Here is a 12,755-nt window from a genome sequence, read left to right as displayed (position 1 = left end):
AGCGCATCCGTTAGCGTGTATCACGAGGAACTCAAGGCAGCGGCTTTTTACAATGAGACGAAGGCTTTCCAAAAGGACAAGGCGATCCGCGCCAGGATAGAGCCGAAGTTTGGCGAGGCAAAGAGATCTCACGGCATGGCGAGAGCCCTCTACCGGTGTGTTGAGAAGGTGGATCTCCAGGTACGCCTAACGGCAATCGTTTTGAACATAAAGCGCATCTTCACGCTGCTCAAGGAGCTGAAGGCTTCGACACTTGCAGAGCCTATAGCAGCTTAGGGAGTAGTCTACCCTTTTCCACTGTAAAGCCCCCAAAAGGGCCTGTGGAGGAGGGAATACTCGGGCTAACAGGCATCAAATCCCCCATATTGTGGGGTTATATGGAGATTATGGCATTATCTCGTTTATCAAGGTGCGATTTGTGCTCCCATCTAATTAGGAGAAATCAACGGTCTCGAGATCCGCAAGCTGCTCGACTATCTGATCAGCGGTCTGCCTTCATTTCTCAAGGAACGGCTGGCTGTTTGTTACTGCGAAAGTTGAGATAGTTATATTTCTTGGAGTCTATTGTGACCTCAGCTAAAGTATACGAGGTGCGGAAAGCAGGTGATGATGTCAGGGGTAAGGGTGGTTCGCTCACCGAGGAAGGCTATTGAGGCGCGGTGCAGGAAAACCCGGTGAATCAGCGAAGTTAATATGCAGCGATAGGCTTCTACATCAACTGGGGGGATGGCAATGACGACTGGAAAAAGAGTAGCTTCGATCCAGGGGTTCCTCGGCCGGTTTACGGTGGTTCACGTCCTGACTTATCTTGTATTTGGACTGTTCTTCATGGTTATAACACGGTATTTCGAATATTTCGCCTCGGATCCCTTACTCAGGGAAATCATGCGCCCGCAGGACTCAGCAATTGTCCGGTTGGCTGTCGTATTTCAGATACTGCGCGGAGCTTTGCTCGGTCTCGCCTTTTATCCTTTTCGAGGTGTCATCCTTGAACCTCCCTATGGTTGGCTAAAACTATTCATGGCTTTGTGGATTCTTACGTGGATCGGGGCTGTCGTGACGGGGCCGGGGTCAATTGAAGGATACATCTATACGAAATTCCGCTTTGACATAGCAGTCGGCCTACCGGAGATTACAACGCAGATGCTGGTCTTCTCCTACCTATTTGTCAGGTGGGAACAACGGTATAGTAGTATGACCTGATGCACCCCATAGGAAAATACCTTTATCCTCAATGCAAGCATCCTGATCATCATGGCTTGCGCCGAGGCGGTCGTAATCATCACTCGGAACCAATGTTTGGTTCGCCGAGCTGTCGCCGGCGGGTGCTCCCATCTCCGTAGCCCTTGCCTGTTGACCTGCGCACTCCTGTGAATGATCAACGGCCTGCTGATGTATCTTGAGAGAAAATTTGAACCTGCTCTTTAGTAAGCATAGTGAGGTTGCGTACCGGTTCCTTAGACCCGGGTATCTGGTTCCTCTCGAACATCAGCGACTTTTCCTTAGTAATGCGAATCAGCTCAGCCGGGATTATGCGAAAGACTGCATGGGGGGTGCCAGCAGCCGCCCATACCTCAGGGTATTGCAGCAGGTCCTTGTCTACCAGAACGCGCATCGGAGATACGTGACCCACGGGTGGCACGCCGCCAATCGGGAACCCTGTTATCTGCTTTACCATATCGGCGTTCGCCCGTCCAACCGGAGTGCCAAGTTGCCTCGCCAATTTATCCAGGGAAATCCCGTTTACCCCGGAAGCTATTACAAGAACCGGTTTCTCTCCTGCGAGGAAAACTAGGCTCTTTGCGATCTGGGCAACGGTCGTGCCAATGGCTGCAGCAGCCTCAGCAGACGTGCGGGTGCTCTCAGCTAGCTCCATCACCTGCCATTATACCCAAGTGATGTAAGTACAGCCTGAACTCGCTCAGCGTTCGGATGCATTAGATTCACCCCCGTGGATGATTGGGGTCTAGTGACTCCCTCATGTGCAAATGGTTCCAAAAGGAATAAGCCTAAGTTCGAGTCTACTATATTTACGAAGGGGGCTCAATCGTTTCTCAACAATCACGATATATTATATTGGTAGATGGTTGCTTCAACTATGATGAAGGTGGAATGGGACTCCTATAAACCTAAACCCGGCGGGGTAGAATAAAAATGGCCGGGTTTTTATGAAAGTTATGTGATGAGAGTTATGGATGGAATCCCGAAACGCTTCCGGCCAGGTTACCTGAAGCTCCTGGCCAGTGGGGAATTGCAGGCAAGAATCAGCAAGGCATACGAAAGGCTTGCAGACTGCGATTTGTGTCCCCGCCTCTGCCATGTTGACAGAACCGCGGGTAAGAAAGGGTACTGTCGCGCCGGAAAGGATCCGGTAGTGGCCAGCTATGGTCCACATTTCGGAGAGGAAGCCCCGCTTGTAGGCTGGGGTGGCTCTGGCACGATTTTTTTTGCATATTGCACCTTGAGGTGTGTTTTTTGCCAAAACTTTGATATAAGCTATATGGCACAGGGAGACCTCATCCCCCCCGAAGAGCTGGCCGAGGTCATGTTAGGCCTGCAGGAGGCTGGCTGCCATAATATAAACCTGGTTACCCCCACCCATTATGTGGCCCCTATTCTCGCCGCAACAGGTATCGCAGCAAAAAAGGGACTGTCCCTCCCGCTGGTATACAACACCAGCGGGTATGAAAGGGTTGAGACTCTGAGACTACTTGATGGGGCCGTCGATATATACATGCCTGATATGAAGTATGGGGATTCTGAAATGGCAGCCATGTATTCTGATGCTGGAGATTATGCAGAAATTAACCGAGAAGCCGTCAAGGAGATGTACCGCCAGGTCGGAAACCTGGTGGTGGATGAGAATGGGATTGCATTGAAAGGGCTCATAATCCGGCATCTTGTAATGCCCGAAAACCAGGCTGCAACCGGGCAGGTGATGAAGGTTATTGCCGAAGAGATCTCTCCGGACGCCTTTGTAAATGTGATGGACCAGTACCGCCCTACCTTTAAGGCCAAGGATTTTCCCAGGATTGCGCGTCCGATCACAAGGCGCGAATACCGGGATGCGCTGAATGCGGCAAGGGAAGCAGGAATCCGCAACATCAAATGATAGCCCAGGCCATTGCCCGGCTTGCGCTCTGGAATCAAGCCGGCATCCCTGGGAAGCGGATCCGTTCCAGGAGCTCGGGGACATCCTCCGGCCGGACCCGGCCATGGACCTCGCCGCCTACCACCACCACGGGCGCAAGCCCGCAGGCACCTACACACCGGGTGGCTTCCAGGGTGAAAAGCCCGTCTTTGGTGGTTTCCTTGACATCTATCCCGAGCCGCTCTTTCAGGGCTTCCAGGACCTTGCCGGATCCCCGAATATAGCATGCAGTTCCAAGGCACACGGAGATTCTGCACTTCCCCCTCTTTTGGAGGGTGAAATAGGAATAGAAGGTTACCACCCCGTAAACCTCTGCCCGGGGAATGCCGAGGCTGAGTGCCACTTTATCGAGCAATTCACGGGGAAGGTAACCAAACAGGCTTTGAGCCCGGTGGAGAATGGCAATTAATGCCCCTTGAGGATTGTCATCATCCTTATGCTGTTGGATGAGCTGGTCTATTGCCTGCCATCTCTTATCCTCTGATTCCAGTGATTTCAGTGATTCCAGTGGTTCCGGCGGCTGCGGCTCGCGTGAGCGCGAGGCTGGTTCCCTGGAATCACAACCTTCAATTTCACATGACACGCCGCATCCCTCCACTCCCTCATACACCAAGTATCACCAACTACGCTGCCTCGGGCGGATCCCACTCGGCTCGCGCGCCACGAAGCTCGTATGCAGAAGCCTATGTGCCTTATCGCTTAAAGGAGCTCCGAGAAACTCCCTGTAGAGCCGCTGTATCTCGGGGTTCTCGTAAGAACGCCGCACCGTTTTGTTTTTATCGATTCCGTAAAGGGCCTCAGCCCTTTTCCTCAGAATTCGCGGGTCCAGAGGTATAGCCCCGTAACCGGCGTAAGGCTGCCCGCCTCCACCGATACACCCGCCGGGGCAGCCCATTATTTCTATGAAATCATAATGTTTCTCGCCTTTCAGAACTCTCTCGAGAAGTTTATGGGCATTGCCGAGGCCGTGGGCGACCGCTACATTGAGTTGTCTCGCGCCAAAGCTCAACGCGGCTTCCTTGATTCCTGCGAGCCCCCTGATAGGCGTGAATTCTATTTCCGCAAGCGTCTCTCCAAGCATGAAATAGTATGCGGTTCTGAGCGCCGATTCCATCACGCCCCCCGTAGTCCCGAAGATCGTCCCGCCTCCCGAGGAAAATCCCAGGGGATGGTCGAAGTCCTCCTCCTCGAGGGAAGGCAGGTCTATGCCCATACTCTTCATCATTAGGATCAACTCGCGGGTGGTTATGACGGCGTCGGTATCCTGGTAGCCGCTCGCTCGAAGCTGCGGCCGTCTCGCCTCGAACTTCTTGGCCGTGCAGCACATCGCCGCGACAACGAAGATATCCCCCGGCTCTATGCCTATCTTCTCAGCGTAATATGTTTTGATTATGGCTGAAAGCATGCTCATAGGGGATTTGCATGTTGAAAGGTTGGGCAGGAGTTCGGGGTAGAAGTGCTCGCAGAACTTGATCCACGCCGCCGAACACGAGGTTATCATGGGGAGGGGGCCGCCCCTTTCGAGCCGGTCCACAAGCTCGCTTGCCTCCTCCATTATTGTCAGGTCGGCGCCGAACTGGGTGTCAAATACCCGCGCAAAACCCAGCCTCCGCAGGGCGGCGACGGTCTGGCCGGTGAACGCGACGCCGGGTTCGCGCCCGAATCCCTCGCCAATGGCTGCCCGCACGGAGGGAGCTATTTGAACCACTACATGCTTTTTCCTGCTGGAGAGGGCCTCCCAGACCTCCTCGGTGCTATCCTTTTCGAGGAACGCGGCCGTAGGGCATACATTGATGCACTGGCCGCATGTAACGCATACGGTCTCCTCGAACGGGGCATTGTATTCCGGCATTATAACTGTTTTGAAACCCCTGGCGGAATATCCGATCGCGGAGACGCCCTGGATCTCGCTGCACACCCTCACACACCGCGCACACAGAATGCACTTATTGGGGTCCCTGATTACCGAGGGAGATGAAAGGTCCAGATCATATTGCTTCCTCTCACCCTCAAACAGGCGTTCCCTTACACCCATTGCGTAGGCCAGCCTCTGGAGTTCGCAGTTACCGTCGCGTTCGCAAATCTGGCAGTCTTTGGGATGGTTATCCAGGAGTAATTCTACTATGTCCCTCCGGATCTGCCTGATCTCCGGGGTCGAGGTATGAACCACCATCCCCTGCGATGCCGGGGTCGCACAGCTGGCAGCGAGGTTTCTGGCTCCTTCGACCTCAACCACGCACACACGGCATGCGCCTTCGACGCTGAGCTGAGGATGGTAGCAGAGCCTAGGTATATGGATGCCAATGGAATCCGCAGCCTGCATTATTGTGGTCCCCTCGGTGACTTCGACCTTACGCCCATCAATGGTAAGGGTTATAACCTCCAAGACGATCCCCCCTGGTATCATACCGCCGGATGCCGCCGGGACTAATATTCTAGCTGGTATTCTAACTGAGCTAGGCCTGGAAGCAGGCCCTAGCCAGGACTAGGGTAAGCAGCTAGGATAGCTAGTAGCCAGGCAGTAGCTGGGTAGTAGCTAGATGGTAGCTAGGCGCGATAAATAGCCTTGAATTTCTTACAGGCCTTAGCGCACTCTCCACACTTGATGCATTTCTCCTGGTCGATAACATGGACCTTACGCAATTCACCTGAGATGGCCCCGGTGGGGCAAGCCTTCTTGCAGAGCCCGCAGCCAATGCACTTTTCTGCATCTATGAAGTAGTTGAGGAGTGCGACGCACACTCTGGCAGGGCACCGCCGCTCGAGGATGTGAGCCTCGTATTCCTCCCTGAAATGCTCGAGGGTGCTCAAGACGGGGTTTGGCGCCGTCTGACCGAGCCCGCACAGCGAAGCTCGTTTTATCATCCTGCCGAGCCGCAGCAACTTGTCGACGTCAGCTGGCTCCCCCTTGCCTTGCGTAATGCGAGTCAGGATCTCGAGCATCCGTTTGGTGCCCTCCCTGCAAGGGGTGCATTTCCCGCACGATTCATCCTGGGTAAACTCCAAAAAGAACCTCGCCACCTCCACCATACAGCTGTCCTGGTCCATGACTATGAGTCCACCTGAACCCATCATCGAACCCGCCTGGAGGAGGTTGTCGTAATCGATGGGAATGTCGAGGTATTTCTCGGGGAGGCACCCGCCCGAGGGGCCGCCGGTTTGAGCGGCCTTGAACTGTTTGCCATCTCGGATCCCGCCGCCGATATCGAAGATTATCTCACGGAGCGTTATCCCCATGGGGACCTCTACGAGCCCAGTATTGTTTATCTTTCCGGCGAGCGCGAAGACCTTCGTTCCCTTGCTCCTTTCAGTGCCGATGCTGGCGAACCACCTTGCCCCTTCAAGGATAATGGGAGGGATATTCGCCCATGTCTCAACATTGTTTATCAGGGTGGGCATCCCCCACAGGCCGCTTGTGGCCGGGTAGGGAGGGCGCGGCCTTGGCATGCCTCGCCTGCCTTCGATAGAGGCGATGAGCGCCGTCTCCTCGCCGCATACGAAGGCTCCCGCGCCGAACCTCAGTTCTATATTAAAGTCAAACCCCGAGCCGAGGATGTTCCTCCCGAGGAACCCGGAGCGCTCAGCCTGCTCGACAGCCCCCTGGAGCCTCTCAATAGCCAGGGGATATTCGGCTCTCACATATATATAACCCTGATTGGAGCCGATTGCATACCCACCTATGATCATGCCTTCGATGACGCTGTGCGGGTCCCCCTCAAGAATGCTGCGGTCCATAAAGGCCCCGGGGTCACCCTCGTCGGCGTTACATATGACATACTTCCTTTTTCCTTTTGCATCGGCCACAAACTGCCATTTTATGCCGGTTGGAAACCCGGCGCCACCTCTCCCCCGGAGCTTGGAAGTTTTGACTTCATCGACGACTTCCTGCGGACTCATAGCCGTGAGCACCTTACTGAGGGCCCTGTAACCCCTGGCACCCATATAATCTTCTATGCTCCCGGGGTTAATGATGCCGCAGTTTCTCAACGCGACCCGGAGCTGCTTGCGGTAGAAACCTACGTCGCCTATGCTTCGTACGGGAACCTTCGGGGCGGGCCCGTTATATCTTAATCTCTCCACCACCTGGCGGCCCAGGAGGTGCTTCTGCACTATTTCGGTTATATCACCGGCCTCAACTCCCGCATAGAGAATGCCCCCCGGATATACGAGCAGGATAGGCCCCTTCTCGCAAAGCCCAAGACACCCCGCCTCGGTGAGCCGGACCTTTCCTGCGAGGCCGTTTTGTTCTATCTCCTCCTCGAGCCGCTTCTCGAGGTTCTTCGCGCCAGAAGCAAGGCAACCCGTCCCGGAACAGATCAGTACCTCCATCAATCCCTCAACCCCCGTAACCCCGTAAGCTCTCAGCTCCGCTCGACTCAGTTTCGCCGCAATATCATGAATACCATGACCCAGCCCCCGATATCGCCCATCGCCACCCCGCCTGTTGTGATTTAGCTACCCAGGCTTTAGCAGCAAGCTTCGGGCCTCGAGCCTCGAACTTCAAGCCTAGAAGCCCAACACCCATCGTCGCCGCTTACCTTAGCTCCAGCTCGGCGACAACCTCTCCCTTCCCTATGTGGCGATCTACTATCTCGCGGGCCTTCTCAGGGGTCACATTTGCATAGAACACCGGCGGTTCGCCCGGCCTGATCACCTCTACGAGGGGTTCTTTTACGCACCTTCCTAGGCATCCCGTCCCGGTGACCCTGGCATCCGCGAGCCCTTTCTCCTTCAAGGCTTCCTCAAAGGCTCTGAATACGGCCTCTGCGCCCGAGGCTATCCCGCATGTGGCCATTCCAATTACAATCTCAGTAAGTCCTGCAGTCTTCCCCTCTGCTTGGCCCGCGGCTCTTGTAGCTTGGGCTATCGTCTCGCCCGCGCAAGCCTTACCCGCGTGAGCTTCATTCGCGCAAGTCTCATCCGCGCAAGTCTCCTTGTGTTCCCTGTGGTGTTCCCTGTGTTCCATGCACTCCATGACGCCCGCCTCCCCACTCATGAAGGGCCGCTATGTCCGTCATAAGCCGGTCGTAGTTATCTTTGAGCTCCTTGTACATCCTCGCATTCTCGATGGCGATCGCCCCCAGGTTGCCAAGCGCAGTAAGGAAATCGACCTCATCCTCCGCGAAGTCATACGGCATTTCAGTGTAAACCCTGAGCACCCCTACAGGCTTTTCCTTCACAAAAAGAGGGACGCAGAGCACCGACCTTATTCCTTCTCGCTCGGCTTCCTGGCGGTATTGAAAGCGGGGGTCTTCTGCAGCCTCCAGGAGCTTCACAGGGCGCCCTCCGGAGAGCACCTCCCCGTCAAGTATGCTCCGCTCAACATCTACAGGCCCCTTCTGGAGATATTCCTCGCTCAGGCCATAGGCCGAGCTGACAACGAGCCTCTTCCCCGAACGATCTAAGAGCCTGAGCGAGGCAGCCTTGACATCCAGGGCTTTCGCCGCGTTCTCCACCAGGAGATCCAGGACCTCTGCAAGTTCGAGGGTGGAATTTATTCTCCCTGCAATCTCAGAAAGGGTGCGCGTCCTGTGGTGAAGCCTGGCATTTCTTATCGCTACCCCGCCCTGGGCTGCAAGGATGCAGAGGACGTCGATCTCATCGGGTGTAAACTCGTGTAGCTCCCCGGTGTAGGCCCGCAATACCCCGATCGGCTGGCCCTTAAAGGAGATCGGTATACACAGGAGGGAGGATAGACCCTCCCTTTTCATCTCCTCTGGGTACTGGACGCGGCGGTCGCTTGTCACATCATATACAAAGACCAGCTTGCCCCCTAGAGCCTCCCTATCGATCTGGCTATTGCTGACCTTGACGGGGCCCTTCTTGAGGTATGCGTCACTCAGCCCGCAGGCTGCCGCTATCTCCAATATCTCCCTTTTGGGGTCCAAGAGCCTGATGGAACTTGCCTTGAGCCCCAGCTTATCAACGGCATTCTTTGTGATGACCTCCAGAGCCTCCCTGAGTTCCAGCGCGGAATTCACAGCTTCGCACATCTCGCAAAGGGCTCGTTTTCTGAATTCAATCTCCATAGCCCCACCCCCAAGCTTTACGTATCAGCAGTGCTTTAGCAGCAGTGCTACCCATCATGGAAAACACCGGCACAAAAACGCCCCGGCAGATTTGCCGTTCAACATTCTGGATGTAATTAAATCAAGCTTAGATATAAGCCGTGGATCGTTTGCAATTATAATTCTATAATCCATTGATTTCTATAACCCGTTGATTCATTCGACGAAGTTCATGATTTTCCTTTTTCATATTCCACATGTTCCATATATTCCATATGAAACCTTGGGGAATGGAGCGGGCCATTTCATAGCGTGCGTGTGGCGCGCATATGTGGCACGCATATTCCCGGGGATGAATCAGGTGGGACTCTACTTTGGGGTGTTGATTTTGGGTATTGACATCTCGAAGATATGGGACTAAAATAGTCCTGTATAGAATTGTGATGAGAATCACAGGTTCAAAACCGAGGATGCCAAGGATAATAAATAATAAGGATAATCACGAAGGTGTTTAATGCGAAGGTGTTCGATATAGAAAGTATTAATTGGGAAGATATTAAAGTCAATACTTAATACGATCATGTTGGATAGGGGTTGCAGTTGTGGAGTTTATCAGGAGGAACACAGATTACGCGCTCCGCGCGCTCGTATATATGGCAGGCCAGCCGTCGCGCGATGTTTTCTCGATCGCGGAAATTGCTGCGGCCGAGAACATCCCGGAGGAATTTCTGCGCAAGATATTCCGGAAGCTTGTAGGCACTGGGCTCCTTGTTTCCACTAGAGGATCTCGAGGTGGGTTCTCGCTTGGGCGGGACCCAAGAGATATAACGGCTCGTGAGATAGTGGAGGCAATTCAAGGACCTATAGCCGTCAATCGCTGCCTTCTTGGCAGGGATGCTTGCGAACGCTGGGACACCTGCAAGCTCCGGGAGAGCTGGGTCGGTATTCAAAGGGAGTTTGTAGGATTTCTCGAGAGTATAACCCTGGAGGGGCTTACCAGGCAGCAGTATGGTGATGACCCGGGCGAAGGTGTCGCACCGTGGCATGGGGGCCTAGCCTGAAAATTACCTGGTCATTCTCAAATCATATTTCCATTGCCTGTGGCGCTATGCCAGTGGCTCGGGGTCTAATCTAAGATAAGACCTATTCTAAAATAAAGCCCATATGGGAGACCAAGAAAAACAAGACACAAAAACCAAGAAAAAGGGGAGGAGAAAAGCATGTTGGAGAAGGTAAGCGAACACGAGTCGATCCGGAGGATGCATGGAGGGCTAAAGGATACCGGGGTTGAAAGCGTGGTGGAGCGCTTCGAGGCCCAGGGAGCCAGGTGCAGCTTTTGTGAGCAGGGTATAACCTGCCAGCTGTGCTCCATGGGACCATGCAGGATCATGCGGAAGGCTGACAGGGGAGCGTGCGGCATAGATGCAAATGGCATGGTTATGCGCAACATGGTTCACAGGGCGAATATGGGAATAGCAGCCTATGTCTTTCACGCCCGGGAGGTGGCCAGGACGCTTAAGGCGACAGCAGAAGGCAGGACTCCATTCCAGATCAAGGACAGGGGAAAGCTGGACCTGCTGGCGAATGCATTTGGGATCTCGACCGGCAGCGATGGCTATGAGAAGGTGACCGCCGATGCTATGCTGGCCGCGCTTCACCAGGACAGCGCGGAGGAGTCCGTGCTTGTCAATGCCTTTGCACCAGAGTCCAGGAAAAAGCTGTGGCGCGATCTCGGCATATTCCCAGGTGGACCCGCGAGTGAACTCGTGGATTCGACTGCGCGGGCAATGACTAACATCGATGGTGATTATGTGTCGCTCGCGAAGAATGCATTGCGCCTTGGTATCGCAAGCTGCTATGGCGCGCTCGTGCCGCTCGAGATCGTGCAGGATGCCCTCTTCAGCACGCCCAGCCCCCATGAGGCGTATGTAGATCTTGGCATCCTCGATCCAGATTACGTCAATATTCTCCCCAACGGTCACGAGCCTTTTGTAGGCATGGCTCTTATAGAGGCTGCCCGGTCCCGGGAGGTCCAGAGGAGGGCGCAGGAGGCCGGGGCAAAAGGGCTGAGAATCGTCGGGTCCATTGAAACAGGCCAGGAGATAATGCAGAGGGTGCCGTGTGACGATGTCTTTGTGGGGCTTACCGGCAACTGGTTGGCCCAGGAGTTCGCCCTGGCCACCGGGGCGGTTGATGTGTTCGCCATGGATATGAACTGTTCCTTGCCTTCGCTTGGTCCACTAGCCGAGAGGTATGGCGCAACCCTCGTCTCCGTATCCAGGTTGGTCGGCGTGCCCGGGGTGGAGAAGAGGATCATATATGACCCTGAGCACGTAGGCGAGCAGGCCCTCGAGATCATCGATATAGCGATAGAGAACTTCAAGAGGCGCAGGGCGAAAGCGAACGCGAACCGCGCTGCCCGGGACCTGAAGCGGACCAGGATACTAACGGGCTTTTCCACCGAGGCCGTGCTCGGCGCGCTGGGTGGGAAGCTGGACCCTCTGCTCGAGGCCATCAAGAGCGGTTCTATAAAGGGCGTCGTTGCGCTGGTCAGCTGCACATCGCTGAAGAACGGCGGCCAGGATACGATGACAACCGAGGTCGCCCGGGAACTCATACGCCGCAACATGCTGGTGCTTTCGGCTGGTTGCGGTAACGCGGCATGCCAGGTTGCGGGCTTGAATTCCCTTGATGCCCAGGAGATCGCAGGCGACGCGTTGAAGGCGGTCTGCAGGGCTTTGGGAATCCCGCCGGTCCTCAGCTTCGGGACCTGCACTGATACCGGCAGGCTTGCGCTCCTGGTCGGGGCCGTGGCGAATGCGCTTGGTGTTGATGCAGCCCAGCTTCCCGTGGCGGTGACCGCTCCTGAATACATGGAGCAGAAGGCGGTTATTGATGCCTTTTCAGCAGTGGCGCTCGGCCTCTACACACATGTATCGCCGGTGCCTCCTGTAACTGGTGCTCCTGACGTGGTGAATCTCCTCACCCGGGATGTGGAGGGCCTCACCGGCGGTAAGCTGGCCGTGGAGACAGATGCTGTGGCTGCAGTGGACGGCATCGAAGGGCATATCGTGGCTAAGAGGCAGGCGCTGGGTATATAGGGTCGGGAACTAAGGAGCCAAGGAGCTAAGGAAAGTGAAGTAGAACATGTCTAACCGGCAAGTGAGAAAGATAGTCAGAATCGACGAGGAGAAGTGCACCGGCTGCGGGCTGTGTGTCACCCCATGCGCCGAAGGTGCAATTCAGATTGTTGACGGCAAGGCAAAGGTCCTCCGGGAGGAGCTCTGCGACGGGGCGGGCTTTTGCCTCGCCGTATGCCCGACAGGGGCTCTATCCATCGAGGAGCGGGAAGCGGCGGATTTCTCGGAGGCCGCAGTCGCCGAGCATATGGCGGGTCGGACCGGGGCCGGAGTCTACATCTCGCAGAGGTGCTTCAGGTGCGGGGCGGGCGAGGAGGACCGAGCCCTGATGCCTTGCAGGTGGAAGGGCGAGAGCCTCTGGGTATGCGTGAGATGCCTGCCGCAGTTGATTCACGGGTAAGGTTCATGGGTAGGGCTTATGGGTAAGACTTATGGATACTACCATGGATACTATGA

11 protein-coding genes and 1 pseudogene are annotated in these 12,755 nt (G+C 55.2%); 6 read left to right on the top strand and 6 right to left on the bottom strand.

The features are described 5' to 3' along the window. A partial coding sequence (locus tag HPY71_11845) for a hypothetical protein (protein ID NPV54196.1) occupies window positions 1-276 on the top strand: 276 nt, incomplete at its 5' end. A 456-nt stretch (window positions 277-732) separates the two neighbouring features. Beyond that, window positions 733-1,203: a hypothetical protein gene (locus tag HPY71_11840; protein NPV54195.1), complete on the top strand. Its 471-nt coding sequence runs from the start codon at window positions 733-735 to the stop codon at window positions 1,201-1,203. A 254-nt stretch (window positions 1,204-1,457) separates the two neighbouring features. Here HPY71_11840 and HPY71_11835 read toward each other — a convergent pair. Further along, window positions 1,458-1,938, bottom strand: a pseudogene (locus tag HPY71_11835) (YbaK/EbsC family protein). Window positions 1,939-2,191: 253 nt separating this feature from the next. Between HPY71_11835 and HPY71_11830 the strand changes: the two are divergent. After that, the gene (locus HPY71_11830; protein NPV54194.1) at window positions 2,192-3,112 is read left to right on the top strand and encodes a radical SAM protein; all 921 of its coding nucleotides are present in this window, start codon (window positions 2,192-2,194) and stop codon (window positions 3,110-3,112) included. 34 nt (window positions 3,113-3,146) lie between these two features. Here the strand turns inward: HPY71_11830 and HPY71_11825 are convergent, their stop codons facing one another. The 5 genes from HPY71_11825 to HPY71_11805 all read right to left on the bottom strand — a co-directional run bounded on the left by HPY71_11825 (window position 3,147) and on the right by HPY71_11805 (window position 9,180). Further along, on the bottom strand, window positions 3,147-3,659 hold the full coding sequence (locus HPY71_11825; GenBank protein NPV54193.1) for an NAD(P)H-dependent oxidoreductase subunit E: 513 nt from the start codon (window positions 3,657-3,659) through the stop codon (window positions 3,147-3,149). A gap of 108 nt (window positions 3,660-3,767) precedes the next feature. Then, window positions 3,768-5,537 carry a 2Fe-2S iron-sulfur cluster binding domain-containing protein gene (locus HPY71_11820; protein ID NPV54192.1) on the bottom strand — a complete coding sequence of 590 codons (1,770 nt, stop codon included), beginning with the start codon at window positions 5,535-5,537 and terminating at the stop codon, window positions 3,768-3,770. A gap of 161 nt (window positions 5,538-5,698) precedes the next feature. After that, window positions 5,699-7,480, bottom strand: a complete 1,782-nt coding sequence (gene nuoF, locus HPY71_11815; protein NPV54191.1) for an NADH-quinone oxidoreductase subunit NuoF — start codon at window positions 7,478-7,480, stop codon at window positions 5,699-5,701. Window positions 7,481-7,685: 205 nt separating this feature from the next. Beyond that, the gene (locus tag HPY71_11810) at window positions 7,686-8,126 is read right to left on the bottom strand and encodes a (2Fe-2S) ferredoxin domain-containing protein (protein NPV54190.1); all 441 of its coding nucleotides are present in this window, start codon (window positions 8,124-8,126) and stop codon (window positions 7,686-7,688) included. Beyond that, complete coding sequence (locus tag HPY71_11805) at window positions 8,068-9,180, bottom strand: GAF domain-containing protein (protein NPV54189.1); 1,113 nt, start codon at window positions 9,178-9,180, stop codon at window positions 8,068-8,070. The genes HPY71_11810 and HPY71_11805 overlap by 59 nt, the downstream gene beginning before the upstream one ends. Before the next feature lie 581 nt (window positions 9,181-9,761). Between HPY71_11805 and HPY71_11800 the strand changes: the two genes are divergently transcribed. The 3 genes from HPY71_11800 to HPY71_11790 all read left to right on the top strand — a co-directional run bounded on the left by HPY71_11800 (window position 9,762) and on the right by HPY71_11790 (window position 12,699). Then, a complete protein-coding gene (locus HPY71_11800; GenBank protein NPV54188.1) occupies window positions 9,762-10,220 on the top strand; it encodes an Rrf2 family transcriptional regulator in 459 nt (152 codons plus the stop codon). Window positions 10,221-10,379: 159 nt separating this feature from the next. Beyond that, entirely contained in the window at window positions 10,380-12,260 is a 1,881-nt protein-coding gene (cooS, locus tag HPY71_11795) for an anaerobic carbon-monoxide dehydrogenase catalytic subunit (protein NPV54187.1), read from the top strand. Window positions 12,261-12,306: 46 nt separating this feature from the next. Continuing rightward, the gene (locus HPY71_11790; GenBank protein ID NPV54186.1) at window positions 12,307-12,699 is read left to right on the top strand and encodes a 4Fe-4S binding protein; all 393 of its coding nucleotides are present in this window, start codon (window positions 12,307-12,309) and stop codon (window positions 12,697-12,699) included. Window positions 12,700-12,755: the final 56 nt, after the last annotated feature.

This window comes from Bacillota bacterium (genome assembly GCA_013178125.1).
Classification (GTDB): Bacteria; Bacillota; SHA-98; order Ch115; family JABLXJ01; genus JABLXL01.
This window is presented reverse-complemented; position numbering and strand designations above follow the sequence as displayed.

What these genes read in the sequence shown, in the direction of transcription:
- HPY71_11840 (NPV54195.1), top strand. Translation starts at nt 733, where the DNA reads ATGACGACTGGAAAAAGAGTAGCTTCGATCCAGGGGTTCCTCGGCCGG.
- HPY71_11830 (NPV54194.1), top strand. Translation starts at nt 2,192, where the DNA reads ATGGATGGAATCCCGAAACGCTTCCGGCCAGGTTACCTGAAGCTCCTG.
- nuoF (NPV54191.1), bottom strand. Translation starts at nt 7,480, where the DNA reads ATGGAGGTACTGATCTGTTCCGGGACGGGTTGCCTTGCTTCTGGCGCG.
- HPY71_11810 (NPV54190.1), bottom strand. Translation starts at nt 8,126, where the DNA reads ATGGAGTGCATGGAACACAGGGAACACCACAGGGAACACAAGGAGACT.
- HPY71_11805 (NPV54189.1), bottom strand. Translation starts at nt 9,180, where the DNA reads ATGGAGATTGAATTCAGAAAACGAGCCCTTTGCGAGATGTGCGAAGCT.
- cooS (NPV54187.1), top strand. Translation starts at nt 10,380, where the DNA reads ATGTTGGAGAAGGTAAGCGAACACGAGTCGATCCGGAGGATGCATGGA.
- HPY71_11790 (NPV54186.1), top strand. Translation starts at nt 12,307, where the DNA reads ATGTCTAACCGGCAAGTGAGAAAGATAGTCAGAATCGACGAGGAGAAG.